The sequence below is a fragment of the Candidatus Pyrohabitans sp. genome (assembly GCF_054014795.1).
The window spans coordinates 1-25,593 of record NZ_JBPMGE010000064.1 but is presented as its reverse complement, the minus strand read 5'-3'; the positions used below and the strand labels follow the sequence as shown (position 1 = coordinate 25,593).

The window sequence follows — 25,593 nt, the reverse complement described above, 5'->3', positions numbered from 1 at the left end:
TTGACAGTTGCATAATCCCCGCCTCTTACATTTTACACTGCGCACAGCTTAATCTACAGATTAATTTAATTAATTCTAACTAATAATTTTTATTATTTACAAAATGTAAAATATGGTATGGGGTACCTCTTCACAGAGAACTCCCATTCATCGCAGCCGGTATTGATAAAAAGGGCATCTCCCAGCGCATAGCACGTGCCTTACCCAGCCCACAGGTCCAGGTCTAAAAGAATGCCTTCACTTTGAATCTTCTGAAGATGTTTAAGGTCTCAACCGCCACCTACAGCTTCTCCCTAAGTGCGGCAATCTCCTCAAAGGCAGCGAGAACCCGCTCGCGCTCCTCCTCGCTCAAGCCGTAGACGCTCAGTTTTATGTGCTTGCTCAGCCCCTTGTGCAGCCCGACTATTCTGCGCTTCAGCATCTCCTCCGCCAGGAAGAAGCCCTTCCGCCTGTGCTTCTTTGAGATCTCCCAGAACAGCGGGGTCTCCAGGTGGAGCAGGTGGTGACGCTTGGGGCGCTCTCCCAGGAGCATTATATCGCCCCCGCCTATATCCTCGAGTTTGTCAACGAAGTCGTTGATATTCCTGAGCTCATCCTCCCAGTGCTTTACCCTCGCTTTAACATAATCGAAGCTCAGCATTGCAGATATCAGTGGTATCCCACCGACGCTGCACCCGAACAGATTTGGCAGCTTCTTCCCAAACACCCTGCCTGTCCACTCCGCCTTTGACCTGGAGGTTGCAAAGGCCTTCTTGCTCCACTCGTAGGTGGTCACCACGAAGCCCAGCGGTGCAAGAGAAGCCATGCTCTTGTGGGCACTCACAGTAAGAAAATCGGCGCGCATCTTCTTCATGTCCACCGGGGCAACGCCCGCGGTATAGGCAGCGTTCACCAGAAAGGGCACATCCAGGTCTTCGCAGAGCTTGCCCAGCTCCTCCACGGGCTCAATGTTGCCGAAGTAGGGGTCGGCATGCGTAGCCACAATCAGCGCAGGTTTGCCCACCTCCTCTATCTTCTCCTGGAACGCTTCAACAGTAACACGGTACTCTGGATAGCCGGTATGAGGCGGCTCAACCACACGCAGGCCAACCATCTCTGCAGCGATGTTTGTGGTGTAGTGCGAGTTCGGGTCAGATATAATCACCGGCTCGAGCTCAGCCTCCTTAACGTGGTCGGCGATGGTCTTCATCACAACATACTGCGCCGCCCTGCAGCCGAAGGTGTGCTCCGCCTCGTCGCCGCCGAAAAAGCGAGCCACCTGCTTTAAAAACTTTTTCACAGGGGGCTTTGTAATCAGGCTGCTTCTCCCCTCGATGCAGTCGTGGCACACGCTGTAGCCAATCTCAAGCCAGCCGTCTCTGCACAGCTCCTCCTGCACATCCTGAGGAAGTATTCCACCCCTCATGAGCGGGTTAATAACCACATAGCCAGCATAGCGGTTTACAAATTTCAATCTTTCACCTTCCTTTTATATCAGGGTTAACCTTGGAAATTTGAGCTATTCAGTATTACGGTTCAAGGCGGTGTCTGTCCCGGGGGAATAGCACAGCTTCGCGGATATTGGGCAGCTCTAAGAGCAGCATGAGGAAGCGCTCTATTCCCATGCCGAAGCCCCCGTGGGGAGGCATCCCGTACCTGAAGGCTTCCAGATAGCTGGAGAAGTTCTCAACGCGGAGTCCCTTTGCCCTTATGCGCTCCTCCAGCAGCTGGTACTCATGGATACGCTGGGAACCGGAGATAATCTCCCTCCCCTTAAACTCCAGGTCGAAGCTGGCGCTCAGCCGGGGGTCGTCGCTGTCAGGCCTGGTGTAGAAGGGCTTCGCCTCGAGGGGGAAGCGGGTGACAAAGTACAGCTCGTGCCCCCGCTGGCGCATTAGCTCGCCCAGCTTCTTCTCAGCCTCGGTGGTCAAATCCTCGCCGAAGGTGAGCTTGAGGTTGGCCTCCTCCTCGAGCAGCGAGAGCACCTCTGCATACTCCAGCCTGGGGAAGCGCTCTGGCGGCTGTTTTAGCTCCACACCAAGCAGCTCAAGCTCCTGAGGACATTCCCGCCGAACTGCGCGTATCATGGCACATATCAACCCTTCAATAACCCTGAGCACATCCTCATAGTCAGAGATAAAGGCGAGCTCACAGTCAACGGCGGTGACCTCGTTTAGATGCCATATGGTGTCGTGCTCCTCCGCACGGAAGTAGGTGGCAATCTCAAACACGCGGTCCAAACCTGAGCCCATGAGCATCTGCTTGTACAGCTGCGGGCTCTGCGCCAGGAATGCCTCCCTCTCAAAGTAGCTTATCGGGAAGAGCTCTGTCCCGCCCTCGCTGGCCGTGGAGATTATCCGGGGTGTGTGCACCTCGAGGAAACCCTGCTTCTGGAGGTGTTCCCTCGCAGCCTTCAGGGCACGGCTGCGTATCTTGAAAATTGCAACCACCTCTGGTCTGCGCAGGTCAAGCACGCGGTGGTCGAGGCGGGTGTCCAGATTAGCCTGAACCTTACCGGTGGGGTCAAGCGGCAGGGGTGAGTCTGCGCTGCTGAGCACCCTTATCTGTGAAGGGATAATCTCAACCCCGCCGGGTGCCTTTTCCATTGCCTGAAGCTTCCCATTAACAACCACGACGCTCTCCCTGCTCAAACCCTTTGCAGTCTCAAAAACGTCTCTGGGAACAAACTTCTTGGGCAGGGTTACCTGCACCACCCCGGAGCGGTCCCTCACGATAAGAAAGAGCAGCCCGCCCAGCTTTCGCTTCTCATGCACCCAGCCCGCGATGTTCACCTCTTCTCCATCCATCTCTGGAGAAAGCTCACCGGAATAAATGCGCTCAATCATGTTCTCGCCTCGTTAACCTTTCTTCTACACTCTTTGCATGCATCTCCAGCCCTTCCGCCCTTGCGAGGGGCACTATGGCCTCTGCAAGCCTCTCAAGTGCCTCCCTGCTCAGCCTCTGGAAGGAGATTACCTTGATAAAATCATAGATGTTGAGTCCTGAATAAGCCCGTGCATAGCCGGAGGTGGGCAGGACGTGGTTTGTGCCGCTGGCATAGTCACCGCACGCAACAGGGGAGTAGCTGCCCAGGAAGACAGAGCCTGCACTGTTTATCCTGCGCAGCACAGATTCGTCGTCACGGATTACTATCTGGAGGTGCTCGGGTGCAAACATATTTGCAAACTCAACCGCTTCGTCGATGTCCCGCGCTACCAGTATTGCCCCATTTGCCTCAATCGCCTGCTTTGCCTCGGCGCGTGCTGGCTTCAACTCTTCCAGCATTTCTTTCACCCGCCCTGCCAGCTCCAGCGAAGTGGTTACGAGCACACTGCTCGCGAGAGGGTCGTGCTCCGCCTGCGCCAGCATGTCCAGCGCTATGAAGTACGCATCAGCGGAGTCGTCGGCTATGATCAGCACCTCACTCGGCCCTGCGGGCATGTCTATCGCAACCTCTGCGCTCACCAGGCGCTTCGCCGCAGTTACATAAACATTCCCCGGGCCGATGATTTTCTCTACGCGTGCGATGCTCTCAGTGCCGTAGGCAAGGGCAGCTATCGCCTGTGCCCCACCCACACGGTACACCTCATCCACGCCCGCGATGGAACACGCTGCCAGGGTGAGGGGATTAACCTCACCGCTCTTCATGGGCGGCGTGGTCACAACCACTCGCCTCACACCGGCGACCTTCGCCGGCAGGGCGCACATCAGCACCGTCGAAGGATAGCTTGCTCGCCCTCCGGGCACATAGCATCCCACGCTGGTTATGGCGCGGAAAATCTGCCCCAGGGTGATGCCATCCCTGGCATACTTCCACTCCTCACGGAGCTGGCGCTGATGAAACTCGGCAATGTTCTGCTTAGCAAGCTCCAGCGCCTCTATTAGCTTTCCCTCTACCCTTCTCCGTGCTTCTTTTATCTCTTCCTCGCTGACCCTGAGCTCCTCCACATCAACGCCATCGAAGCGTCTTGTGAGTTCGCGCAGCGCGGCATCGCCTTGGGAGCGGACCTCGTCGATAATCCTGGCTACCTTCGCCTCCACCTTGCTGAGGTCTGCCCTGCCCCTGCGCAGCAGCCTATCTTTCTGGGCGGGCGTAAGCCTGACAATCTCAGAGAAAAGCATCCAGATGAAGTAGGGCTTAAAGGTATTTAAATTTGTTGTGGGAGTATGTGCATCTCAATACGCTGCTACAGTAAATGGGGTAAAGACATCTTCGTATTGCAGGGTATGGGCGTTGAGGGCACAATCTATGAATCTGAAGTCAGAATTTGCACTTTGTACTGTTCTGGACGGTTTCAGGAGTAGCTGCTGAAATAGGGCACTTTCTGGAATCCCCTTCACATACTGTCTAACGAGCAAATTTCATCCACCCCAGGCTGCCACTATCATAGGAGGTGATGCAATGAGAAAAATCTTTGCGATTCTTATGATTGGTGCAATTGCAATGCTCACGGGCTGTACCTCCGCCAGCAGTGGCGATGCCTCCTCAGTTGACCCCGGGAAAACCCTCAGTGAGGGGGACCTGATAAGGAAGAGCAGCCTCGGAGCGGTGGATGTGGACGTGGCGTACCTCAACCCGCTGATGCCTGAGGAGAGGGAAAAGATAGTATTCAAGGTATATCTCAACACCCACTCAGTTGACCTCTCCGGCTACCGGGTTGAAGAGCTTTCCATCTTTAAGAACAGCCGCGGTGTTGGGGTAAGCGAGGGCTTCTCCTGGGTTTCTGAGAAGGAGTCGGGGCACCACCGCTCTGGCTACCTGACCCTGCCGGCCACTCTGCCTGACGGAAGCCAACTGATTTCGCAGGAGGATGAGTACATTGTGCTCGAAATAAATGGCATTCAGGGCAATAGGACCTTCAGGTGGGACCTGAAGGAGCTGAGGTGATGCAGAGCGGGAACTTCAGCGTGCTGAAGATTCGCGCGACTATCGCCGGCTTTGCGGGTGGCGTTGCCCTTCTCCTCCTCTACTTTGGCATTCTCGCCCTTGCGCAGAGCTTTGAGCACGCCCTGGATTCTTTTGCAGGGCTGTGGTACTGGATTCTCGCCCTGAGCGCAGGTTTTGGCGTGCAGATGGGGCTGTACCACTACATAAGGGCGGTTTCAAAGCTCAGGAAGACTCGCGCGGGCGCAGGCGTGGCAGCGAGCGGAGGCATGAGCGGCGCTGCGATGGTGGCGTGTTGCGCCCACCACGTGAGCGATGTGCTCCCCCTCCTCGGCATCTCTGCAGCGGCGCTCTTCCTGACAGAGTACCAGCTTCTCTTCATGGTGCTTGGCCTGCTCTCAAGTATCGTGGGCACAACCTTTATGCTCAAAATCATCGCCCAAAATGGATTTTACCAGGAGGGGAGCAGTCTCAGGGTGCTCTCAGAGGTGAACATGGAGCTGGTCTTCAGAGCCATTCTCGCGGCGGCAGTGCTGGTGTTTATTCTTGTGGCAATTGCGGGCTACCTGGATGCGGTGGACCTATCGCCCTACTAGACCCCTAAAAGCACCTGAAGCGAGTTGTGCAGGCCCATGGGCAGGCTGAGCACCAGCAGGATAAGCTTTGTGAGCCAGTGGGTTTCCTCCTCCCTGGGCACGTCCCTCTCCACAAAGTAGAGAAGCAGGAGGTAGAGGCCCATCTTGAAGAGGGGGTAGGTTAAGGGATGCATAGAGAGCATGCCCTGAGTAAGGGGCTGCTCTGCACCATAACCAAGGGAGAGGGATGCCAGGCTCACCGAGGCGGCGTCGAAGGAGACGCCCCACACAATCAGGGCATTTAAACGAGAAACCATGTTGAGCCGCCTCAGCGGGAGCATGGCGAGGAGAGCAAGCCCAATGGAGAAGAGGAGGATTCCCACGAATACCCTGACCTGGAGCTTAAGGGTTTCTCCGGAAAACTGAGACACCGCCCTCTCAGAAGCCACGAGAAATACGTCGTACACGAAGAGTACAGAGGCGATAGCACACAGAAACGCACCGGAATAGGAGACCACACGGTGGTATCTCTCCCCCCTCAGCACAAGACCTGCGGCAATGGAGAGCATGGCAAGGAAGACCACCAAAAAGTAAACCCCCGGCGTAAGAAACAGGAAGCTATGCGGCAGCACGCCGGAGCCGCTTACCCTTGCGAACTCTTCCAGAGCCCTTATCAAGCCGCCGAGGAGCACAAAGGGTATAAGAGCCCTGAAGAGGTCCTCATCAAGACGAATGCCCTTCCACCTCAACAATCGCAGGACCACATATGCACCCAGGAGCAGGAGGAGTCCGTAAGCCAGGGTGTTGTAGGGGTTGTAACCTGAGCCTGTTTCAAGAGGCTTTACAAAGTATTCGTAGAAGAAGCTGCTCAGACCCATGGGAAGTGTGAGGACCTTGACACTATTTATACTTTTTATTTGACACAGTGTAAAATTGCAGCAGTATTTACTTCTCTTCCAGCAGTCTCTTCGCCTCTTCGTACTCCTCTCGTGTTATCTCTCCACGGGCAAATCTGGCGTTAAGCTCCTTTATTGCGCTGCTCCTGTTTTTTCCTCCTGCGAGCAGGAGATAGAGGAAAGCTATGACCAGCGCCCAGAAAGCCAGGCCAAAGCCCTGGAAGCCATATCCAAGCGCGTGGTGCATGTGCATCTGCTCCATACTTCCTCCCCCCCAGGGTGCAGAGCCTGTGAGAAAGCTTCCCCATGCGCGGCACACCCCGGAGGTTGAGCCGCTCTCATAGTGCCACGTCAGGAGAAGCAGAAGGGTGAGGAGCCCGAAGGCCGCATATGCGATATACCTGCTCATCTCAACCTCCTATGTCCTCCTTTGTCCTGAGGTACTCCTCACGCGATATCTCGCCTCTCGCGTATCTCTGCCTAAGTACCTCCAGCGCGTCTTTTTCTCTGTGCTCTCTGCCGGCGAGGGCGTAGTAGAGCAGCGCCGCCACCGCTACCCAGAAGAGCACCCCTATACCCATGCCTGCACCCATCATACCGCCCATCCCGGAGCCCGGGAGGAGCAGAAGAAGGAAGAGCACCCCAATGCCAGCGATAACAAGCACATTCCTGTCGCTCATCTGCATCACCTCAAAAAGGGCTATTCCTCGTGCCCATTGCCCTCATAGGTGCCGTGCCAGCTGTGGAACCAAACCGCGCCTGTGAAGCCGTTGACGCTCAGCATGCCCGTTATCCTGCCCTCTGCATTGAGGGTGTGCAGTGTATAGTAGCCATAGAACTCATCCGGGTGCTCCTCCGCCCGCCAGCCGGGAGCAAACGCAGCGATGTAGCGCTGGGCTATATCCACAGCCTCTTCTCCGGTTATCCTATTTTCCGCTGCATATCCAGAGCCGTGATGCCCATACTTGAGGTTCCACATCATATTGGGTCCCGGCTCGGGCGTAACCAATCCACTACGCCTGTCCACAAGCAGCTCAAATGCCCCCTTGCCGGTATCTTTCTCCTCAATTATGGCATAGTAGTTGTACTGGAACTTCATTATCTCCCTTATGCCGAGGTTGTCATCACCTATATAACTGAGGTAGTCCGTCAGCGCCTGCTCTGCCTGCTCCAGGGTTATCTCCTCGCCTGTTGTGGGTGCACTCCAGAAGCCGCCGCAGCCACCGCCCATCATAGCGGTGCCCATCATGCCGCCATAGCCGCCGGCCATTCCATGGCCACCCATCATCCCCATGCCCATGCCGTAGCCACCGAAGCCTCTTCCAGCGAAGCCGCCGAGGAGCCTATCTATGAGCCCCATCTGGTTCTCCTGAGTGTGCTCCTGTGCGTCTGTGCCCATCATACCCATCGCAAAGGCGTAGCTGAGAAGCAGGACATAGCCCGCGAGGATAGCAACTGCCACTTTATTCTTTTCCATTTCAAATCACCTCGCCAATACCTTGGCGGCGGCTGAGCTATAATTTGCCTACAAGACCAAGGTGGCTTGATAAGATGTAAAGGGCCAAACACGTCGGAGAATGTCCACAACAGTCCATAATAGTGTGGGAGAGGGAAAATAGGGGGATTAGGCAGTTTAACTGCGAATGCGTGCCCTAAATAGTTTTTCAGAAATGATGCTGTCTTATCGTGTTTGACTCAGTTTCTGATCAAACCTGCTATTTAACAGGAACTTTAGATGAATGCTTCTGTGAATCCCAAAACTCGCGGCAATAATTGTCGCCTTGAAAATAAGGCCTTTTTCTGGGCATTGCATGTGAGTTAAAAATTTTATAAATTTTATTTTAGAAAATTTTTTATTATACCCCAATAAATAAAAGTTTGCGATTCAAAAGTGGTCACAAGGTTGTGTGGAGGTAAGCAGGAATTTGAAAAAACTGTCCTCAAAAGCGGATAAGAATAAGCTTCTGGAGGATGTGTTCAACGCCATGAGTGAAGGGGTAATCGTCATTGACCTCGACCACACTATTGTTGAGGCAAACCCCGCCGCTCTGCAACTTTTCGGACGTAAGAAGGAGGAGCTTGTAGGCAGTAAATGCTATGAGATTAGCCATGGAAAAAGTGAGCCGTGCAGAGATGTGCCATGTACAATAAAAGAGGTGCTGGAAAAGGGAGAGGTAAGAGGCCTCACCCATGAGCACATAAAAGGTTCGGGAGAGGTATGGATCTCTGAGCTCTCTGCAACTCCGCTGAGGGATGAGAGTGGAGATATTATCGGAGTAGTAGAGATAAATAGAGATATAACTCTGCAGAAACGCACCGAGAAGGAGATAGAGCATTTAAACAATGTGCTGAGGGCTATAAATGAAATAGGCCGTGTCATGGCTCGTGAGGAGAATGCCAGCACCATCTTTAAAAAAGTATGTGAAACTCTTCACAGGGTTAGAGGATACAAGATGGTATGGATAGGCCTGCTCAAGGAGGACAGCAAGGAGGTTGTGCCGGTTGCGAAGGCTGGGGTTGAGGAGGGCTATCTCGAGAAGGTGCGCATAACCTACGACGACTCTGAGACAGGGAGGGGACCAACGGGTATGGCGATAAAGACGAGAAAGCCACAGATTATGAGGGATATCCCCAGGGACCCGCGCTATAAACCCTGGCGGGAGGAGGCTATGAAAAGGGGATACATCTCCTCTGCGGCGGTACCTCTTGTCTACGGTGAGCGCGTGTACGGTGCGCTCAATGTTTACTCTGATAGCAGTGAGGTGTTTACCAGTGAGGAGATTGAACTGCTCATGCGGGTAGGCGAAGAGCTTGCCTTTGCGCTTAAGGCTATTGAGGACAAAGACAGAAAGAAGGAGGCTGAGAGGGCGGCAAAGGTCAGGTCTGCCCAGCATGCAGTTGTGGCGAGGATTGGTGAGCTATTCCTGGGCGGGGCAGATATTAAGGCACTGATGCAGGAGGCTGTGGAGCTTGTTGCAAGGGCACTTGAAGCTGAGTTCTGCAAAATCCTTTGGCTTGAGGGAGACAGACTTCGTCTTGTTGCAGGCGTAGGCTGGCCTGAAGGGCTGGTGGGTAAAGCCACTGTAAGTGCCGGGCGTGAATCCCAGGCAGGTTACACACTGCACATCCGCAAGCCTGTTATAGTTGAGGACCTTGGCAGTGAGAAGCGATTCAAGGCACCTGTGCTGCTCAGGGAGCACGGTATAGTCTCTGGTATGAGCGTGCCCATGATTTACAGGGATAAGATTTATGGGGTAATGGGGGTGCATTCCAGGCGGAGGAGACGATTTACCTCTGTGGATGTTGATTTCTTACAGTCGGTTGCAAACATAATAACCGCCGCTGTTGAGCGTAGGCGCACTGAGATGGCCCTTGAAGAGTCCCGGAAGAAGCTTCAGGGATTCTTCAGGGAAATGAAGAGCATCCTGCAAACAGTGCCCGCGGCGGTGCTCACCACCAGCAGCGATGGTGAGGTAAACTTCTTTAACAGGCGTGCTATGGAGTACCTCGAGAAAAGCGAGAAGGAGATTATGGGGACCAAGATATGGGAGCATTTCAGGGAAGCGCAGGTTGAAGCGAAGGTGGGTGAACTGCTCCGCAGCAAGGCGGGCAGAGAGCCGGTGACGCTGGAAACCACCCTCCCCTCAGGCAGAACAGTGCAGCTCTCCCTCTCAGCGATGCGTGGCAACTCGGGAGAAGTCGAGGGTCTGGTGATATCCTTTGTGGATATAACCCAGCTTAAAGAAGCGCGGGAAAAACTGGAACGCGCCTACGAGGAGTTGAAGGAGATAGACGAACTAAAGAGCAACATCATAGCCAACGTAAGCCATGAGCTCCGCACGCCCATAACCATAGCCAAGGGTTTTATTGAACTTGCGGCGATAGAGGATGATGATGAGGAGCGCAGGAATGAGCTAATGTCGGCGATTGCAGCGCTTCACAGGCTCAATGACATTGTGGAGGACCTCCTGCAGGTGGCGACTATTTCGCGGGGTGACCTGGGGATGCATAAAAAGCGTGTCAGCCTCGTTGAGATAGTGAACAGCGCAGTTAAGGAGAAGGAGGGCGAGGCAAGGAAAAAGAATGTGAGGATGGAGGTTGATTTTGCTTATGATGGCGATATTGTGGCTGATGCGATTAAGCTGAAGCGTGTGATTTTAAATCTACTGGACAATGCAATAAAGTTCAATCGCACCGGAGGTGAGACCAGGGTCAGGGTGTCGAGGGAGGGGGAGTGGGTGAAGATAGCTGTGAGCGATACTGGAATAGGTATTCCGGAGGACAGACTGGATGAAATTTTCAAACCTCTGACCCAGCTCGACCCCAGCCCAACGCGGCGCTATGGCGGCACGGGTACCGGTCTGGCGGTGGCAAAGCGAATAATAGAGACGCACGGAGGGAAGATCTGGGTGGAGTCGGAGGTCGGGAAGGGTACCACCGTTTATTTTATGCTGCCGGTGGGGGGATAGACCCCTCACTCAGGCACCTCGACGCTCACATTGATTGCTATTTCGGCGATGTCGCTGGAGTAACTGGCGATTCGGTTCAGGCTGTCCATTACCCCCTTCAGGAGCATGGCCCTGCCCGCCTTTATGTTGCTCTGGAAAAGGTGGTTGAGTATCTTCTCCTGGAGATCCCTTATCTCCTTGAGGTGTGAGAAAACCTCCTGGGCAAGGTGCATATCGAGGGTAAAGAATGCCTTTGAGGCCTTCCGATACGCCTGTGATGTGAGCTTTGCGAGTGCCACACAGTCTGCAAGCTCACCCTCCTCCGCGAGGAGCCTCAGGTAAAGCTGTGCAATGTTCTCGCAGTGGTCGGCGATGCGCTCAAAGTTTTTCACCACCATGCGGTAGCCCAGTGCATCGCGGGGATTCGCTATGCCCAGCTTCTCGGCAAGCTGATGGTAGCGCACTGCCCCCTTGAGCTGCCTCACCACAAGAAAATAAAGGCGGTCAACCTCCTTTTCGCGTTCGATTATATCCCTTGCGAGGGCTTCGTCCCGATCTTCGGGGACGCGTATGAGCTCGGCAAGCATTGAGCTCACTATCAGGTCTATTCTGCGCATTGCTTTAACTGTGGGCATCTTGCGCTCATTGAGAAGAATCTCCAGGGTGAGCGCCTCATCGGTATCTTCGACGATTTCCACACCCACGAGGAGGTCTGGTATTCTGCGCGCCACCTCGCGGTACTTCAGGTGCTGCGCGTCGTCGAGGAGGATTTTGATGGTGTCGTAGCCTATGAGGTAGTAGGATATAAGCAGCCTCTCGAGAACCTCACCGCTCTCCACCTGTGAGATTTTGACTGTAACCTCCCTGCTCTCTTCCTCCCTTTCGCGGGCCTCTACTGTCAGTGCACCTTCACGCTCTGTCACCACAACACTGTCCCCCTCTCTCAGTCCAACCCGCTGCACCCACTTCTTTGGCAGGGACATGATGTAGGTGCTTCCGCCGCTCATGTATATCTTGCGTGTCTGCATAATATTCCTCCATATAATTTCATGTAATTATATATGCTATATACTGTTTATAAACCCTGCGGTTCCTTCCATCCCCTCACCACCGCGAAGTGCTCGAAGTCGTCCACCTCCACCCTTGCGAAGCGCTCAAATTCTCTCGCTACCTCCTCTATGCTCAGCTCATGCGAGCAGCGAAAGTCGCGAAAGGCGAGCAGCGCCAGCTTCCCCTTCGGCTCCGCGGTGATCACCAGCCTCCTTGCAACGCGGAACATCTCAGCGACGACGCTGCGCCACTCGGCGACGTGGGCGAGCGCAGACCATGTTGCAACGACGTCGAAGCTTTCGTTGAGGAAGGGCATCCTTCTGGCGTCGCCTATCACAACATCGCCAATCCTGGCCACCGCGCGGGCGTCGATGTCAAGGCAGACTACGCTTCCCCGAATCTCCCTTGCCAGGTAGCCGGAGCCTGTGGCAACGTCCAGCACCCTGCCGGAGCAGTATCCTGCGACGCTGCGCAACACCTGCTCGCGCTTCTCAATCTCGCCCAGGAGAGCAAGGAGGCTCATTCCCACCACTGCCCGAAAAACATTCTCACAGTGATACAGAATTATGTTGCAGATAATTGGCACGGAAGGATTGGTAACCGCCACTCAGCTCCGCTGAGCGGCTGGGCGGGTGCGGCGCCCCTATCATGGTGAGGATGGGTTGGTAAGGGCGGGTGCGGCGCCCTTACTTGCAGAGCATCTCGTTGAGCTCCTTCTCCTGCACATGCCCCGAGACGCGCACCTTGACCTTCGTAACCCCTTCCACAGCCTCAAGCTTCTGCTTTATCTGCATACTCAGCTGCACCCCCAGGGGGCAGAAGGGTGAGGAGGGTACAAAGGTCAGCGAGACCTCGCCGTCGCTGACCTCCAGGTCCTTGATGAGCCCCATTTCATAAACGCTTATGCCGGTATGAGGGTCGATTATCTCCTTCAGCGCCTTTATAACAGTAGCCTTTTCCACCATTTTTTCACCTGCCTAAGCAGCGAGCCTTAACCTCTAAACTATTTTTTCCACTTCCAGCGCGTTCCTCGTGGCGTGTCCTCCACCACTACGCCGTGCTTCAAAAGCTCCTCCCGCAGGCGGTCCGCGGTTGCATAGTCCTTTCGTTTCCTTGCCTCCTCCCGCTCGCGTATCATCCTCAGAAGCTCCTCCGGAAGCTCCTCTCCGTGCTCGCGAATAATGCCGAAGACACGGTTGAAGTCGGCGAAGAAGCGCTTAAGCGCGGCGATGTCAGCGCCGCCCGCTTTACCTTCGCTCATCGCCCTGTTCGCTTCCCGGAGCAGCCTGAAGACTGCGGCGAGGGCGCGCGGGGTATCGAGGTCATCCCTCAGCGCAGCGTCGAACTCTCTTTTTGCCACTTCAACACGCCTTGAAAGCTCCGTGGCCTCCTCTTTACCTAGAGGGTACTCCTCCAGGCGCTGCATAAAGTCGCTGAGCCTGCGCACCACCCGGGAGGCGTCCTCCAGGGCTTTGAAGGTAAAGTTGAGCTTTCGCCGGTAGTGCGTCGCCAGCAGCAGGTAGCGAATCGCGAGCGCATCATAGCCTCTTGCGAGGAGGTCTCTCAGCGTGTAGAAGTTGCCGTAGCGCTTGCTCATCTTCCGCCCCTCCACGAGCAGATGCTCATTGTGCACCCAGTAGCGCACAAAGGTCTTGCCTGTCGCCGCCTCGCTCTGGGCAATCTCATTCTCGTGGTGGGGGAATATCAGGTCCACGCCACCCGCGTGAATGTCGAGGGTCTCTCCCAGGTAGCGCATGCTCATGGCGCTGCACTCTATGTGCCATCCGGGCCTGCCTCTGCCCAGAGGGGTGTCCCAGTAGACGTCGCCGTCCTCCTCACTCCAGGCCTTCCACAGCGCAAAGTCCTGAGCCTCCTCCTTCGCATACTCATCCTGCCTCACGCGTGCGCCCGCCTTCAGCCCCTCAAGCTTCAGCTTGGAGAGCTTCCCGTATTCCTTAAACTTTGAGATGTCGAAGTATATGCTCCCGTCTTCGCCGCGATAGGCGTAGTCCTTCTCCATGAGCCTCTGAATGAGTGCCACCATCTCCGGGATGTGCTCCGTGGCGCGGGGGTAGTACTCCGCCCGCTCTATGTTCAGCCTCTCCAGGTCCTCAAAGAAGGCGCGCTCGTATCGCCGGGTGTACTCCTGCAGGCTTACCTCTGCCTCGCGGCTCCTAGCGATGGTCTTGTCGTCCACGTCGGTGATGTTCATCACCTGCACCACGCGGTAGCCCAGGTACTCCAAAAACCTGCGCAGCAGGTCCTCGAAGACGTACGCGCGGAAGTTGCCTATGTGGGCGTAGTCGTAGACCGTGGGACCACAGGTGTACATCCTCACCTCGCCCTCGCGGAGGGGCACGAACACCTCCTTCCTGCGCGTCATGGTGTTGTAGAGCTTTATCACGCGAACCGCCCCTTGGATTACGCTACATCTGAGGCAAAGCTCCCCACAGGAAAATTATATATAAGGTGTTTCGGGTAATTGATTTATCAATGAAGAAGAAAATAATGATTATTGGCGAGGTTCATGACGTTGGTTACCGTCCCTTTCTCCTTGGCATAGCGGAGTCTCTTGAAATAGAGCGCTTTTTTGCCGACAACACCCACATCAACGGTAAGCAGGCTGTCTATGCTCTCGTAGATTCTTCCGAGGAAAAGGTTAATACCTTTCTTGAAATCATCTCTTCCAAGTTTCCGGAGAACAGCCGCGTGGAGAAGGTGGAGAGTGAAGATTACTCCGGGAATGTGATGAGGACCGAAAACTACTATCGTTATCTTACGGCAACGCAGCTCTCAAAAATTGCAACCTACGGTGGTAGAATGCTTGACAAGCAGGACATGATGTTGGAAAAACAGGATAGAATGCTTGCCAAGCAGGATGAAACGATAGAGGTGATTAAAGAAGAGGAAGAGAAGAACAGAGAAGCTTTTAAGGACCACATTGCCAGAGATCTGGCGAGAATTTATGAAGAGATAGATGAAATAAAAGCCACTCTTGCCAGGGTTGTTGAGAAGGTTGGCACTTGAGACACGTCTATTTTTGAACCATCCCCTTGTAAAAATATTTGCAATGTTAGTATTCTAACCACCGGTTAAAATAACCAGGGGTGAAAATAATGGGAATGTGCACTGGCAACTGTGGAACCCACGGCAGTTACGGGGGCGACGGCGAGGCTCCACAGATTTACGACCCGCGCAAGGTCAGGAAGCTCACCGAGGACGACCTTCTCAAGACATACTGGTGAGCATTTTCCTTTTTTGTTTAATCAGTCTTTCTTCTAAAAGTCTGTCATTATTCTGAACTGGTCCACCTCTGTAACACCCATCTCCTTCAGAAATGCCCTTGCCGCACCAGTGACATCCTTGGCAACAGTAATCGCTCTGCCAACCACGAGAATGTCTGCCCCTGCATTCAGCGCCTTCGGTACCTTATCCACCCTTATTCCGCCGGCCACTGCCACGAGAACCTTACCGTTGCACACCCTCTTTATCTCCTGGATGTTGCCCCACTCGCTTTCCTGCGTCTGCTCAACATCTATCGCGCGGTGGAGTTCCACGATGTCTGGCTTCACCTTCAGCTTCTTGAGCACCTCCACCGGGTCTGGCACGTTGAGGGTGTCCATCAGCGAGAGCGCTCCAACCTTCTTGCACTCCTCTATGAACTTCTCCATGGTCTTAAGCGGGGCAAGACCAGAGAAGCCCACAACGTCGGCGGTGGCATCGCCTGCCATCCTGGCCTCCAGGTTCCCTGTATCCAGGGTCTTGAGGTCGGCAACAACGACGGTCTCAGGGCGAAGCTGGTGGATTTTCTGCACCACCTCAACGCCGTAGCGCTTTATCAGCGGCGTGCCTGCCTCTATTATAATTGCGTCGCTCCTCGGTAATGCTCTGATAATACCCTCAACCCTCCTCCAGTCGGGTATGTCAAGGGCCACCTCCAGATAAGGTGGTTGCTTCAGGTTGTTTATTCTGAATCCAATCATAGCATGCATAGACTTATCCTTCTCCTCTAAAACTTTATCTATACACGGGAACTTCTGCATAGCCCGCTTAAGGGCGAGCTTTGTTGCGGCGTAGTTGTAGCGGTAGATGCGCTGGTAGTCCCTGCCTCTTGGGTGGATGAACACAGAAACTATCACAGCAAGCTGCTCTGCTGAGGCCTTGGGTATTATCCCCTCCTCCACGGCATCCGCAACGGCCTTTGCCACTGCACTCTGCGCCGGTCCAAACATCTTCTCAGCATCTTCAAGGTTTCTTATTGTCACCTTGGGAACTATGAGCGTGGCAGGTTTGGTGGGCAGATTGGGCCTTATAACCCCCAGGATTGGTGTATGCCCCTGCCTGGGCTGCGCCATGGAATTGGCAAAGGCCTTGCCTACGGCGCCGCTCTTCCCGCCTATTATCAGGTCTATATGGGCTATCTCCGGCTCCTCTCCCACGAGGGCCTCGCCTACCAGAAACTCCTCTTCAGTCATAGTGGTCTATCCTGTACTCGTAACCCTTTGCCCTTGCAAACTCTGTCAGCTCACTCTTCTCATGCCATATCCTTATATGGATGTATCCCTTCCTGTCGTCGAGGCCCATAATCTCCCTGACAAAAGCAGGAAAATCAGGCGGAAGGGGCTTGTCGTTCCTAAGGAGGTAATCCAGATAATCCTTGAGGAATGTTATCCTGCCCTCTTTACCCTTCTCCTTCAGTTTTATCTTCAGTTTTTTGTGAAATACACTTTCCTCTTCTCCAGAGCCACAATCACCAGTCAATATAACCACCAGAATTCAACAATCGCTAGAGCACTATTTAATTTTTTCCATTCCAGGGGCTGTGCAATCACCTGGGACCTACTCCTCTCTTGTGGAATGCCTTATATAGTTTGTGGTTTTCTAAAGGTAGTAGTACTCACCCCTCGCCTTCTGTTCCCGGTCTTTAATGCTCCCGGGCTTGTTTGCCCTCGGCCTCCCCGTCTCGGGGTCGCGCCTGAAGGTTATGTCCATTCCGCGCAGGAAGGTGTTCATCGCTGCGCGCATCTCCAGCGGCGGTGTTGCCTCACCTCTGACCCCCGGTTCGCCGTCAAACACCATCGCCCTGTCTGAGATGTAGTCTATGAAGAGGATGTCGTGGTCCACAACTATGCCCAGGGCCTCGCGCTTCTCCATAACGCGGCGAATCATCCTCGCCACCTTGAGGCGCTGCTCCACGTCGAGGTATGCGCTGGGCTCATCCAGCAGGTAGACCTCCGCCTCCCTCGCAAGGCAGAGTGCTATTGCCACGCGCTGAAGCTCACCCCCGCTCAGCTCCTTAACGCGCCTGTCGTAGAGGGATTTCAGGTCGAGAGGTCTTGCAATCTCGCTCTCAAAGAAGGGTTCGCTCAGCGATGTTACCCTTGCAAGAGCTTCGAGCACAGTGCCCTCAAACTCGGGTTTTATGTACTGGGGTTTATACGCCACCTTTGCCGGGGTACTCACCTCCCCCTCGTCGGACTCAATAACACCAGCGAGCATCTTTACAAATGTTGTCTTACCAGTGGCGTTGGGACCGAGCACGCCCACAACCTCACCCCTGTAGAACTCCCCGCCATCCACCTCAAGACTGAAGCCGTCGTAGTGCTTGCTCAGCCTTGAGAATCTCAGCAGCAGATTCTCGGCGCGCGCAACGATGGGCGGCTTTACCTCGAACTTTACGCTCGCGCTTCGGATTCGCACATTCTCCTCGCGCAGATAGCCGCTGAGGTATGCATTTATTCCCTGCCTCACACTGCGCGGGTGTGAGACTATACCATAGGCCCCCGCTTTGCCGTAGAGTACATGTACATAGTCGGCGAGGTAGTCCAGCACCACCAGGTCGTGCTCCACCAGGATAACCCGCTTCTCCTGCGCCAGCTCACGTATCACCCTGCCCACCTTCAGGCGCTGGGCAACGTCCAGGTAGCTGGAGGGTTCGTCGAAGATGTAGATGTCTCCCTCACGAAGAAGCGCCGCGGCTATTGCAACGCGCTGAAGCTCACCCCCGCTGAGCTGGGAAAGCTCCCGCTCAAGCGCATGCTCCAGCTCAAGCTTTGCCACCATCTCGCGCAGCATGCCGCGCTCGTCAATGCCTTTTAAGACCTCGCCAACCTCACCGCTTATCACCTTTGGCAGGGCGTCCACATACTGGGGCTTGTGCACCGCCTTGAGTTCGCCAGCGTAAAGCGCTGTGAAGTAGTCGTGAAGCTGCGTACCCGCGAAGCGTTTAAGAACCTCGCCCTTCTCAGCTTCAGCCTCTCCGAAATTGGGCACAAGTTCGCCGGCGAGGATTTTGAGGATGGTGGTCTTGCCTATTCCATTCTCGCCTATCAGCCCGGTAACCGCATTCTCCTTGGGGTAGGGCAGGCGAAACACGCGGAAGCCGTTCTCCCCGTACTGGTGCACCTTGTCGCGATCAAGCTCGTCGGGGAGGTTGACTATTGTCAATGCCTCAAAGGGGCACTTCTTAACGCATATGCCACAGCCGGTGCACAGGAGCTCTGAAATCGTGGGCTTTCCCCTGGCTTCGTCCATCACTATGGTTTCATCGCCCATGCGGACGCCCGGGCAGAACTTTATGCACTCCAGGGAGCACCTCCTAGGCTGGCAGCGAGAGTGGTCTATAACAGCAATCCTCAAGTGCTCACCCGTGCTCAGCTTGGGCAACAACGTGTAAAAAGATTTTTAGGTTTACAGACGCTGTATACCATATATAGTAGTGCACCATGCGATTGTACTCTAGAGATAGACTATATCCTATACAAAATATATACTTGGTTAAACCCTTCCGCTGTAATATCACGTAGCAGAGTACCTGTAGGACAGAAGTTTGTTCGACAAATTTTTAACAGCATGGTGGAAAAATTTTTATATTACCTGTTAATTATATAGTGCGGTTGTTGATTCTCTAAACTCGAAAAGGTGGTACCTTGAGCATCGGCGAGCAGTATATCACCATTGGCCTCTTCGTGATTATAGGGCTGATATTCCCAGTAGTAACCATATTTGTCGCAAGTCTGCTCCGGAAGCCCAGGAAGCCGGAGCCACAGAAGTACCTCACCTACGAGTGCAGCGTATTACCCTTCGGTCCCGCGTGGGTACAGCACAATGTGGAGTACTACATGTACGCCCTGCTTTTTGTTATATTCGACGTGGAGGTTGTGTTTCTTTACCCCTGGGCGGTGACTTATCAAAGCTTTGGTTTGTTTGCAACCCTTGAGGTTATAATCTTTATAGGCGTCCTCACGCTGGGCCTGGCCTATGCGTGGAATAAAGGTGCACTGGAGTGGATGCGTGGATGGAGGTAAAGCTTCCCAATGTGGTATTGACCAAGCTGGACCGCCTGGTCTTTGACAGGGCAAGGCCATATACAATGTGGCCCCTTACCTTTGGCTTAGCATGCTGTGCCATAGAGATGATGGCCACAGGCTGCTCCCGCTACGATGCCTTTGAGCGCTTTGGCATGCTTTTCCGCGCCAGCCCCAGGCAGGCGGACCTGATGATAATTGCGGGTACAATTACAAAGAAGATGGCGCCCAATGTTAAGAGGTTATATGAGCAGATGCCGGAGCCCAAGTATGTCATCGCCATGGGTGAGTGTGCAATCTGCGGTGGACCCTTCTACGACAGCTACAGCGTTGTCAACGGCGCTGACCAGGTTATACCCGTGGACGTTTATGTGCCTGGGTGCCCGCCCCGCCCTGAGACGCTGATAGATGCCATAGTGAAGCTCCAGAAGAAGATCAAAGAGGGCAAGATAGAGAGGTAGCGCCATGGCAGAAGAGAAAACAGCAAAGGAGGAGAAGGTGGAAGAGGAGCCCAAGCATGAGCTTCTGGAGAACCTCAAGTCGAAATTCGGGGAGAAGATTCTGGAAGCAACGCTGAAGCGTCCGCGCAGACTTCAGGTGAGGATAAAGGGCGGAGACCTCTTCCCTGTGGCAGAGTTTTTGAAGAACCAGGGCTTTGATCACCTCTCCTGCATCTCCGGTGTAGACTACGAGGATAGGATAGAGGCCGTGTATCATCTGTGGTGCCAGGGCAGAGGGGAGTTAATTCAGATAAATGCGGAGCTTCCACGGGTTGACAACCCGGAGATAGAGAGTGTGGTGCCGCTGTGGCGCGCCGCAGACTGGCACGAGCGCGAGACCTATGATATGGTGGGTATTGTTTTTAAGGGGCACCCCAATCTGAGGCGCATACTTTTGCCGGAGAGCTTTCAGGGCTATCCTCTGCGCAGGGACTTCAAGACGCAGGAGATGTCCTGGTACTCTGAGGGCGAGGCCGAGATGTGGGAGACCCATATAGAGATTGCGCCTGCGGTGGAGGGTGAGACAGATACCATGGTGCTCAACATAGGTCCGCAGCACCCCTCGACTCATGGCGTTGCCAGACTGGTTACAACGCTCAGCGGCGAGACTGTGCTCAAGATAGACCCCATCATAGGCTATCTGCATCGTGGCGTGGAGAAGATAGCTGAGAAGCGCACCTATACCCAATTTCTGCCTCTGACAGACAGGATGGATTATATCTCCTCAATAACCAACAACCTCGCCTATGTGCTTGCTGTGGAGGAGCTTCTCGGGGTTCGCGTACCAGAGCGTGCGGAGTATCTCCGTGTTATTCTCTCTGAGCTGCAGCGCATCGGCAACCACCTTATGTTCATCGCCGCCTTCGGCGCTGACCTTGGCGCCTGGACGGTGATGATGTACGGCTTCCGCGAGCGCGAGATGGTTCTGGATTTGCTGGAGCAGGTCTCGGGGCAGCGCCTGCTCTACAACTTCCTGCGTGTAGGCGGGTTAAAAGAAGACGTACCCGAAGGCTGGGAGGAGAATGTGCGCACCTTTCTGCGTGTTCTGCCCGAGCGTTTGGCTGACTACAGAACCTACTTCTTCAATAACGAAATTTTCCTGAAAAGATGTGAGGGGGTGGGTGTGCTCGAGCCCGAGCTGGCGATTGAACTCGGGGCCACGGGGCCGATGCTGCGCGCCAGCGGCGTCGCGAGGGATGTGCGCAAGGACGACCCCTACTCCATCTATGATCGCTTTGACTTTGAGGTTGTAACCGAGGAAGCGGGTGACACCCTGGCGAGGTTCAAGGTGCGCTTCCGTGAGATGTTTGAGAGCCTGAGCATAATAGAGCAGGCGCTCAATGACCTGCCAGAGGGTGAGATTCGTGCCTCTGGGGTGCCGAAGGTTATACGTCCGCCCAAGGGCGAGGTCTACTCCCGCATAGAGGCCCCAAAAGGTGAGCTGGCCTACTATATAGTGAGCGACGGCAAGTCAACCTCGCCTTACCGCGTTAAGATAAGAAGTCCCGCCTTCTGCAACCTCTCGGTGTTCCCTCACTACGCCACAGGTGGGATAATCCCTGACATGATAGTAAACTTCGCAAGCGTGGACATAGTGATGGGCGAGATAGACAGGTGATATCATGGTGAGTGTTGAAAATCCGCTGGTTATGAGCCTGGTGCGCGGGCTCATAGGCGTTGTAGCTGTTATCCTATTCCTATCCCTGAATGTGCTCTTCCTCACCTGGCTGGAGCGAAAGGTCATCGCCCGCATTCATGTGCGCTATGGCCCGAATCGCGCTGGACCCTATGGTCTGCTCCAGCCAATCGCAGACATGATAAAACTCCTGACAAAGGAGGATATAGTGCCCGAAAAGGCGGATAAGCTGGTGTACAACCTCGCTCCGGCTGTGGCCTTTCTCTTCGCCCTTCTCCCTGCCGCAGCGATAGGCATAGGCTCCGGGCTGATCGCAGCTGACATAGGCGTTGGCGTGCTCTACATCGCAGCAGTGGCCTCACTCTCAACTCTGGCGGTGCTCATGGCTGCGTGGGGCTCCAACAACAAGTATTCTTTGCTGGGAGGAATGCGAACCGCTGCGCTGAGCCTGAGCTATGAGATTCCCCTGGTGCTGAGCATGATAGGCATCGTCGCAATAGTGGGCTCGCTGAGCACGCAGGACATAGTTGCGGCTCAGTCTCAGGCATGGCTGGGGATAATACCCAAGTGGTTCATCTTCTACCAGCCCCTTGCATTCATAGTGTTCTTCTCCGCAGTGGTGGCGGAAATGGGGAGGATACCCTTTGACCTGCCGGAGAGCGAGTCTGAGCTTGTCGCGGGCTTTCACACGGAGTACAGCGGCATGAAGTTTGCCATGTTTATGTTCGCTGAGTACATTCACTTCGTCGTAGGCTCGGCGCTTGTGGTTACCCTCTTCCTTGGTGGATGGCATCTCCCAATAATCTCGCCGTTTGTGGAAAATCTGGGCTGGGTGAAGTACCTGGTTCAGCTGAGCATCTTCGTGGCGAAGATGTACCTGATAATCTTCGCTCTCATGTGGGTGCGCGGCACGCTTACGCGAACTAAGGTGGACCACGTGCTCAGCTTTGGCTGGAAGGGACTGCTTCCCCTTGCGCTGGCGAATGTGGTAATAACAGGCGTAATACTGAGTATTTAAGGTGATAATGATGCTGAAACAGAAGCTCAAAAACCTCTCACATCTCCTGCCCATGAGTGTGACATTCAAGCACCTCTTCAAACCCCCGATTACCATACAGTATCCAGAGCAGCGCGATGTGATGAAGCCGCGCTATCGCGGAATGCAGCGCCTGAATGTTAAGAAGTGCATAAGCTGCGGAAGCTGTGCCCGGGCATGTCCCAATAAGACAATAGAGATGAAGGTTGTGGGGATAGAGGAAAAGAAGGTTAAGGACCGCATAATAAAGAAGGAGAAGAAACACCCCGAGATTTACCTCGGGCGGTGCATGTTCTGCGGGCTGTGCGTTGAAGTCTGCCCCACAGGCGCGCTAACCTGGGACAACGAGGTGATTGAGCTCTCTGAATATACCCGGGAGGAGCTCTTCTATCCCTGGTGGAAGCTCGCCGGGTATGAGAGCGAGCCTGAGCAAGGAGGGGAACCCCAATGATGGACTCACTTGTGTTCTTCATAATCTCAGCCATAGTAATCGCCGGAGCCCTAGGCGTGGTGATGGCAGAGCGCATATTCCATGCGGTGCTCGCCCTCGCCCTTGCTCTGCTCGGTGTGGCTGGAATCTTCATAACCTTAGGCGCTGAATTTCTTGCCGCGATTCAGGTGCTGGTTTATGCTGGCGGTGTGGTGGTGCTTTTCCTCTTTGCCACAATGCTCACAAAGAGTGATTTGCAGCTCCGCAGGCTGCCCAGCGGCGATGAGCTGGCGCCTGTAAGTGCTGTGCTCTTTGCAATAGTTGCCCTCTTTTATGTGGCAAGTACGGGATTTTTCCCGCTTGGTGAGCGTGCCAGTGTGATTGGAAGTGTGCAAGGCGTGGGGGAGCTGATTTTTAACCCTCAGGTGTATGCCATACCCTTTGAGCTTGTGGGCTTGCTTCTGCTCGCTGCCATGGTGGGTGCAATTTTCCTCGCAAAGAAGGAGGATGCGAAATGAGTATTACAGTGTTCCACTACGTGTTCCTTTCGACAGTACTCTTCTCTATCGGCGCCTATGGATTATTGTCCTCGCGCAATGCAGTGCGCCTGCTCATGAGCATTGAACTCATGCTCAACGCTGCAAATATCAACCTGGTGGCCTTCTCCAGCTATCTGGGTAATCTTTCAGGACAGACTTTTGCTGCTTTCGTCATAGCGATAGCTGCCGCCGAAGCCGGAGTCGGTCTGGCAATTCTTCTCGCGCTGTACCGCAACTTCCGCACAGTCGACCTCCGTGAAATCAAGGAGATGAGGTGGTGAAATGATAGAGCAGGCATGGCTTATACCTCTGTTTCCAGTCATTGGCTTTATTACCATACTCCTGTTTGGTAAGCGCATGAGGGAGGGCGGAGGCTACGTTGCAGTGGGCTTTGTAGGTCTGTCTATGCTCGCCTCGCTGCTCACCATCCGGGATGTCCTCTCAGTTGGCAGGTATGAGAGTGAGGGCATCTCCTGGCTGGGAAGTGAAGCCTTCCGCTTTGGTATTCTCGTCGACCCCCTGGCGGCTGTGATGCTGTTCGTGGTCAGCTTTGTGGGCTTCCTCATCGTGGTTTACTCCCTGGGCTATATGCACGGCGACCCTGGGGTGCAGCGCTACTATGCTGAGATAAGCCTGTTCATCGCCAGCATGCTGGCATTGATAATAGCAAACAACCTGGTTCTGCTGTTCATAAGCTGGGAGCTCGTGGGTTTGTGCTCCTACCTGCTGATAGGCTTCTGGTACCGCAAGCCCAGCGCTGCGAGCGCCGCCAAGAAGGCTTTCCTCGTAACCCGCGTGGGCGACATACTGCTGCTCGCGGGTATACTTGTGCTCTACGCCAAGTTTGGCACTCTTAACCTTACAGAGCTTTTTGAGCTTGCTCCAAGCGCAGCGCCGGCAACACTAACCCTGGCCTCGCTCCTCCTCTTTGGTGGTGCAGTGGGTAAGAGTGCCCAGTTCCCGCTGCACGTGTGGCTGCCAGACGCAATGGAGGGTCCCACCACAGTCAGCGCGCTCATACACGCGGCGACGATGGTAAAGGCGGGAGTGTACCTCGTGGGTCGGGCTTATCCGCTCTTCACCCCTGAGTCTCTCTTTGTGGTTGCCTGGATAGGCGGCATAACAGCGCTTATAGCGGCGACGATGGCTGTGGTCATGACAGACCTCAAGCGGGTTATAGCCTACTCTACAGTCTCCCATCTGGGCTTCATGACCCTGGCTCTTGGCGTCGGCGGCTATGCCGCAGGCATCTTCCATCTGCTCAACCATTCCTTCTTTAAGGCACTGCTCTTCCTGAGTGCAGGCGCTGTGATTCATGCGGTGCACTCGCAGGATATTCGCGATATGGGTGGTCTATGGAAACGGATGCCAATCACAGGTACGGCGTTCTTCATAGGCGCCTGGTCCCTCTCGGGTTTGCCGCCGTGGAGCGGCTTCTGGAGTAAGGATGAGATTCTTGTCTCAGTGTATGCCTACGACGGGCTCCTCTTCGCTGTTGCCGCCCTTGCGGCGCTGCTCAGCGCGGTGTACATCTCAAGGCTATTCTTCATAGTGTTCACAGGTAAGGAGGGCGAGGCGGTGAAGCACGCTCATGAGGCGCCGAGGGTGATGACGGTACCGCTGATAATACTCTCTGCGGGAGCGCTTTTCTCAGGCTTCCTGGTGTTTGCGGACTTCAATGAGTTCGTGCTGGGCACCCTCCCGGAGGAGCTGGCGGAACAGCTTGCTCACCACGAGACCAGCTCGCTGATTATGAGCCTCTCCATAGCCCTCGCCGCCCTTGGCATTGTGCTGACTGGACTTACCTACTTTAGACCTGTGCTCTCGGCAGAGGGGATTCGCACCACCTTTAAACCCCTGCACACCCTGCTTGTTAACCGCTACTACCTGGACCACATCAATCACTTCTTTGCCACCCGGGTGGTTAGGGATACCAGCACCATCACCAGCGCCATAGATACCTACTTCATAGACGGCCTGGTAAACGGCATTGGTAGGGCAACCGCGAAGACGGGTGAAGTGCTGCGCAGAATACAGACAGGCGTTACCCAGGACTACGCCTCCTGGGTCCTGCTTGGGGCCAGTCTATTGCTGATAATTGCTCGCCTTAGAGGAGGTGCTGCGTAATGCTCACCTATCTCATCGCCATACCCGTGCTGGGCGCCTTTGTGAGCTACTTCGCTGAGCGTTATGGCATTGCCAAGGCGCGCTCCACAGCTCTTGCCACGACTCTGCTCACACTGCTCGCCTCCCTCGTGGCGCTCAGCAATTTCCTCGGCGGTAAGGAGATGTTTCCGGAGCAGTCGCTGGAG

28 protein-coding genes are annotated in these 25,593 nt (G+C 54.6%); 14 read left to right on the top strand and 14 right to left on the bottom strand.

The features are described from left to right. Nucleotides 1–280: 280 nt before the first annotated feature. The 3 genes from ACXJJW_RS06915 to hisD are packed head-to-tail and all read right to left on the bottom strand — an operon-like array spanning nucleotide 281 to nucleotide 4,101. Entirely contained in the window at nucleotides 281–1,453 is a 1,173-nt protein-coding gene (locus ACXJJW_RS06915) for an aminotransferase class V-fold PLP-dependent enzyme (RefSeq protein WP_456475004.1), read from the bottom strand. A gap of 55 nt (nucleotides 1,454–1,508) precedes the next feature. Further along, on the bottom strand, nucleotides 1,509–2,825 hold the full coding sequence (aspS, locus tag ACXJJW_RS06910) for an aspartate--tRNA(Asn) ligase (protein ID WP_456475003.1): 1,317 nt from the start codon (nucleotides 2,823–2,825) through the stop codon (nucleotides 1,509–1,511). Further along, on the bottom strand, nucleotides 2,818–4,101 hold the full coding sequence (gene hisD, locus ACXJJW_RS06905; protein ID WP_456475002.1) for a histidinol dehydrogenase: 1,284 nt from the start codon (nucleotides 4,099–4,101) through the stop codon (nucleotides 2,818–2,820). The genes aspS and hisD overlap by 8 nt, the downstream gene beginning before the upstream one ends. Before the next feature lie 280 nt (nucleotides 4,102–4,381). Between hisD and ACXJJW_RS06900 the strand changes: the two genes are divergently transcribed. Together ACXJJW_RS06900 and ACXJJW_RS06895 are read left to right on the top strand one after the other, a co-directional pair. Further along, on the top strand, nucleotides 4,382–4,867 hold the full coding sequence (locus ACXJJW_RS06900) for a hypothetical protein (protein WP_456475001.1): 486 nt from the start codon (nucleotides 4,382–4,384) through the stop codon (nucleotides 4,865–4,867). Further along, complete coding sequence (locus ACXJJW_RS06895; protein WP_456475000.1) at nucleotides 4,867–5,460, top strand: hypothetical protein; 594 nt, start codon at nucleotides 4,867–4,869, stop codon at nucleotides 5,458–5,460. The genes ACXJJW_RS06900 and ACXJJW_RS06895 overlap by 1 nt, the downstream gene beginning before the upstream one ends. Here ACXJJW_RS06895 and ACXJJW_RS06890 read toward each other — a convergent pair. The 4 genes from ACXJJW_RS06890 to ACXJJW_RS06875 form a co-directional block, all read right to left on the bottom strand. Beyond that, nucleotides 5,457–6,317, bottom strand: a complete 861-nt coding sequence (locus ACXJJW_RS06890) for a DUF63 family protein (RefSeq protein WP_456474999.1) — start codon at nucleotides 6,315–6,317, stop codon at nucleotides 5,457–5,459. The genes ACXJJW_RS06895 and ACXJJW_RS06890 overlap by 4 nt on opposite strands. Before the next feature lie 67 nt (nucleotides 6,318–6,384). After that, nucleotides 6,385–6,744 carry an SHOCT domain-containing protein gene (locus ACXJJW_RS06885; protein ID WP_456474998.1) on the bottom strand — a complete coding sequence of 120 codons (360 nt, stop codon included), beginning with the start codon at nucleotides 6,742–6,744 and terminating at the stop codon, nucleotides 6,385–6,387. A 1-nt stretch (nucleotide 6,745) separates the two neighbouring features. Then, complete coding sequence (locus ACXJJW_RS06880) at nucleotides 6,746–7,021, bottom strand: SHOCT domain-containing protein (RefSeq protein WP_456474997.1); 276 nt, start codon at nucleotides 7,019–7,021, stop codon at nucleotides 6,746–6,748. 14 nt (nucleotides 7,022–7,035) lie between these two features. Next, a complete protein-coding gene (locus ACXJJW_RS06875; RefSeq protein ID WP_456474996.1) occupies nucleotides 7,036–7,812 on the bottom strand; it encodes a hypothetical protein in 777 nt (258 codons plus the stop codon). A gap of 430 nt (nucleotides 7,813–8,242) precedes the next feature. On the opposite strand from ACXJJW_RS06875, the gene ACXJJW_RS06870 reads away from it, so the two are divergent. After that, on the top strand, nucleotides 8,243–10,804 hold the full coding sequence (locus tag ACXJJW_RS06870; RefSeq protein WP_456474995.1) for a GAF domain-containing protein: 2,562 nt from the start codon (nucleotides 8,243–8,245) through the stop codon (nucleotides 10,802–10,804). A 5-nt stretch (nucleotides 10,805–10,809) separates the two neighbouring features. Here the strand turns inward: ACXJJW_RS06870 and ACXJJW_RS06865 are convergent, their stop codons facing one another. The 4 genes from ACXJJW_RS06865 to cysS form a co-directional block, all read right to left on the bottom strand. Continuing rightward, entirely contained in the window at nucleotides 10,810–11,811 is a 1,002-nt protein-coding gene (locus ACXJJW_RS06865; protein ID WP_456474994.1) for an AbrB/MazE/SpoVT family DNA-binding domain-containing protein, read from the bottom strand. Nucleotides 11,812–11,858: 47 nt separating this feature from the next. Then, nucleotides 11,859–12,356 (bottom strand): class I SAM-dependent methyltransferase, encoded by a 498-nt coding sequence (locus tag ACXJJW_RS06860; protein ID WP_456474993.1) that lies wholly within the window; start codon nucleotides 12,354–12,356, stop codon nucleotides 11,859–11,861. 163 nt (nucleotides 12,357–12,519) lie between these two features. Then, nucleotides 12,520–12,798: a metal-sulfur cluster assembly factor gene (locus ACXJJW_RS06855; protein WP_456474992.1), complete on the bottom strand. Its 279-nt coding sequence runs from the start codon at nucleotides 12,796–12,798 to the stop codon at nucleotides 12,520–12,522. A 38-nt stretch (nucleotides 12,799–12,836) separates the two neighbouring features. Next, on the bottom strand, nucleotides 12,837–14,237 hold the full coding sequence (cysS, locus tag ACXJJW_RS06850; RefSeq protein ID WP_456474991.1) for a cysteine--tRNA ligase: 1,401 nt from the start codon (nucleotides 14,235–14,237) through the stop codon (nucleotides 12,837–12,839). A gap of 89 nt (nucleotides 14,238–14,326) precedes the next feature. On the opposite strand from cysS, the gene ACXJJW_RS06845 reads away from it, so the two are divergent. Next, entirely contained in the window at nucleotides 14,327–14,860 is a 534-nt protein-coding gene (locus ACXJJW_RS06845; protein ID WP_456474990.1) for an acylphosphatase, read from the top strand. Between the two features lie 89 nt (nucleotides 14,861–14,949). Next, a complete protein-coding gene (locus ACXJJW_RS06840) occupies nucleotides 14,950–15,078 on the top strand; it encodes a hypothetical protein (RefSeq protein ID WP_456474989.1) in 129 nt (42 codons plus the stop codon). 33 nt (nucleotides 15,079–15,111) lie between these two features. Here ACXJJW_RS06840 and ACXJJW_RS06835 read toward each other — a convergent pair whose 3' ends face one another. The 3 genes from ACXJJW_RS06835 to ACXJJW_RS06825 form a co-directional block, all read right to left on the bottom strand. Next, on the bottom strand, nucleotides 15,112–16,308 hold the full coding sequence (locus ACXJJW_RS06835; protein ID WP_456474988.1) for a bifunctional 5,6,7,8-tetrahydromethanopterin hydro-lyase/3-hexulose-6-phosphate synthase: 1,197 nt from the start codon (nucleotides 16,306–16,308) through the stop codon (nucleotides 15,112–15,114). After that, the gene (locus ACXJJW_RS06830) at nucleotides 16,301–16,603 is read right to left on the bottom strand and encodes a hypothetical protein (protein WP_456474987.1); all 303 of its coding nucleotides are present in this window, start codon (nucleotides 16,601–16,603) and stop codon (nucleotides 16,301–16,303) included. The genes ACXJJW_RS06835 and ACXJJW_RS06830 overlap by 8 nt, the downstream gene beginning before the upstream one ends. A gap of 111 nt (nucleotides 16,604–16,714) precedes the next feature. Next, the gene (locus ACXJJW_RS06825; protein ID WP_456474986.1) at nucleotides 16,715–18,472 is read right to left on the bottom strand and encodes a ribosome biogenesis/translation initiation ATPase RLI; all 1,758 of its coding nucleotides are present in this window, start codon (nucleotides 18,470–18,472) and stop codon (nucleotides 16,715–16,717) included. A gap of 296 nt (nucleotides 18,473–18,768) precedes the next feature. Between ACXJJW_RS06825 and ACXJJW_RS06820 the strand changes: the two genes are divergently transcribed. The 9 genes from ACXJJW_RS06820 to ACXJJW_RS06780 all read left to right on the top strand — a co-directional run. Then, nucleotides 18,769–19,140 carry an NADH-quinone oxidoreductase subunit A gene (locus ACXJJW_RS06820; RefSeq protein WP_456475029.1) on the top strand — a complete coding sequence of 124 codons (372 nt, stop codon included), beginning with the start codon at nucleotides 18,769–18,771 and terminating at the stop codon, nucleotides 19,138–19,140. Further along, complete coding sequence (locus ACXJJW_RS06815; protein ID WP_456475028.1) at nucleotides 19,131–19,601, top strand: NADH-quinone oxidoreductase subunit B; 471 nt, start codon at nucleotides 19,131–19,133, stop codon at nucleotides 19,599–19,601. Before ACXJJW_RS06820 ends, ACXJJW_RS06815 begins: the two co-directional genes overlap by 10 nt. A 4-nt stretch (nucleotides 19,602–19,605) precedes the next feature. Continuing rightward, nucleotides 19,606–21,258 (top strand): NADH-quinone oxidoreductase subunit D, encoded by a 1,653-nt coding sequence (locus ACXJJW_RS06810; RefSeq protein WP_456474985.1) that lies wholly within the window; start codon nucleotides 19,606–19,608, stop codon nucleotides 21,256–21,258. 4 nt (nucleotides 21,259–21,262) lie between these two features. Further along, nucleotides 21,263–22,294 carry an NADH-quinone oxidoreductase subunit NuoH gene (gene nuoH, locus ACXJJW_RS06805; protein ID WP_456474984.1) on the top strand — a complete coding sequence of 344 codons (1,032 nt, stop codon included), beginning with the start codon at nucleotides 21,263–21,265 and terminating at the stop codon, nucleotides 22,292–22,294. A gap of 10 nt (nucleotides 22,295–22,304) precedes the next feature. Continuing rightward, nucleotides 22,305–22,763, top strand: coding sequence for a NuoI/complex I 23 kDa subunit family protein (locus ACXJJW_RS06800; RefSeq protein WP_456474983.1), 459 nt, complete (start codon nucleotides 22,305–22,307; stop codon nucleotides 22,761–22,763). Then, nucleotides 22,760–23,260: an NADH-quinone oxidoreductase subunit J gene (locus ACXJJW_RS06795; protein WP_456474982.1), complete on the top strand. Its 501-nt coding sequence runs from the start codon at nucleotides 22,760–22,762 to the stop codon at nucleotides 23,258–23,260. Before ACXJJW_RS06800 ends, ACXJJW_RS06795 begins: the two co-directional genes overlap by 4 nt. Beyond that, nucleotides 23,257–23,562, top strand: coding sequence for an NADH-quinone oxidoreductase subunit NuoK (gene nuoK / locus ACXJJW_RS06790; protein WP_456474981.1), 306 nt, complete (start codon nucleotides 23,257–23,259; stop codon nucleotides 23,560–23,562). The genes ACXJJW_RS06795 and nuoK overlap by 4 nt, the downstream gene beginning before the upstream one ends. Nucleotide 23,563: 1 nt before the next feature. After that, nucleotides 23,564–25,408, top strand: coding sequence for an NADH-quinone oxidoreductase subunit L (nuoL, locus tag ACXJJW_RS06785; protein WP_456474980.1), 1,845 nt, complete (start codon nucleotides 23,564–23,566; stop codon nucleotides 25,406–25,408). Next, nucleotides 25,408–25,593 (top strand): hypothetical protein (locus ACXJJW_RS06780; RefSeq protein WP_456474979.1); only part of this gene is annotated, 186 nt, incomplete at its 3' end. The genes nuoL and ACXJJW_RS06780, both read left to right, overlap by 1 nt.

Excerpts from the sequence above, each read along its gene's own strand:
- ACXJJW_RS06855 (WP_456474992.1), bottom strand. The coding sequence starts at position 12,798 with ATGGTGGAAAAGGCTACTGTTATAAAGGCGCTGAAGGAGATAATCGAC.
- ACXJJW_RS06880 (WP_456474997.1), bottom strand. The coding sequence starts at position 7,021 with ATGCAGATGAGCGACAGGAATGTGCTTGTTATCGCTGGCATTGGGGTG.
- ACXJJW_RS06900 (WP_456475001.1), top strand. The coding sequence starts at position 4,382 with ATGAGAAAAATCTTTGCGATTCTTATGATTGGTGCAATTGCAATGCTC.
- aspS (WP_456475003.1), bottom strand. The coding sequence starts at position 2,825 with ATGATTGAGCGCATTTATTCCGGTGAGCTTTCTCCAGAGATGGATGGA.
- ACXJJW_RS06895 (WP_456475000.1), top strand. The coding sequence starts at position 4,867 with ATGCAGAGCGGGAACTTCAGCGTGCTGAAGATTCGCGCGACTATCGCC.
- ACXJJW_RS06835 (WP_456474988.1), bottom strand. The coding sequence starts at position 16,308 with ATGACTGAAGAGGAGTTTCTGGTAGGCGAGGCCCTCGTGGGAGAGGAG.
- ACXJJW_RS06795 (WP_456474982.1), top strand. The coding sequence starts at position 22,760 with ATGATGGACTCACTTGTGTTCTTCATAATCTCAGCCATAGTAATCGCC.
- nuoL (WP_456474980.1), top strand. The coding sequence starts at position 23,564 with ATGATAGAGCAGGCATGGCTTATACCTCTGTTTCCAGTCATTGGCTTT.
- hisD (WP_456475002.1), bottom strand. The coding sequence starts at position 4,101 with ATGCTTTTCTCTGAGATTGTCAGGCTTACGCCCGCCCAGAAAGATAGG.
- ACXJJW_RS06875 (WP_456474996.1), bottom strand. The coding sequence starts at position 7,812 with ATGGAAAAGAATAAAGTGGCAGTTGCTATCCTCGCGGGCTATGTCCTG.
- ACXJJW_RS06810 (WP_456474985.1), top strand. The coding sequence starts at position 19,606 with ATGGCAGAAGAGAAAACAGCAAAGGAGGAGAAGGTGGAAGAGGAGCCC.
- ACXJJW_RS06845 (WP_456474990.1), top strand. The coding sequence starts at position 14,327 with ATGAAGAAGAAAATAATGATTATTGGCGAGGTTCATGACGTTGGTTAC.
- nuoK (WP_456474981.1), top strand. The coding sequence starts at position 23,257 with ATGAGTATTACAGTGTTCCACTACGTGTTCCTTTCGACAGTACTCTTC.
- ACXJJW_RS06860 (WP_456474993.1), bottom strand. The coding sequence starts at position 12,356 with ATGAGCCTCCTTGCTCTCCTGGGCGAGATTGAGAAGCGCGAGCAGGTG.
- ACXJJW_RS06840 (WP_456474989.1), top strand. The coding sequence starts at position 14,950 with ATGGGAATGTGCACTGGCAACTGTGGAACCCACGGCAGTTACGGGGGC.
- ACXJJW_RS06815 (WP_456475028.1), top strand. The coding sequence starts at position 19,131 with ATGGAGGTAAAGCTTCCCAATGTGGTATTGACCAAGCTGGACCGCCTG.
- ACXJJW_RS06865 (WP_456474994.1), bottom strand. The coding sequence starts at position 11,811 with ATGCAGACACGCAAGATATACATGAGCGGCGGAAGCACCTACATCATG.
- nuoH (WP_456474984.1), top strand. The coding sequence starts at position 21,263 with ATGGTGAGTGTTGAAAATCCGCTGGTTATGAGCCTGGTGCGCGGGCTC.
- ACXJJW_RS06800 (WP_456474983.1), top strand. The coding sequence starts at position 22,305 with ATGCTGAAACAGAAGCTCAAAAACCTCTCACATCTCCTGCCCATGAGT.
- ACXJJW_RS06885 (WP_456474998.1), bottom strand. The coding sequence starts at position 6,744 with ATGAGCAGGTATATCGCATATGCGGCCTTCGGGCTCCTCACCCTTCTG.
- ACXJJW_RS06890 (WP_456474999.1), bottom strand. The coding sequence starts at position 6,317 with ATGGGTCTGAGCAGCTTCTTCTACGAATACTTTGTAAAGCCTCTTGAA.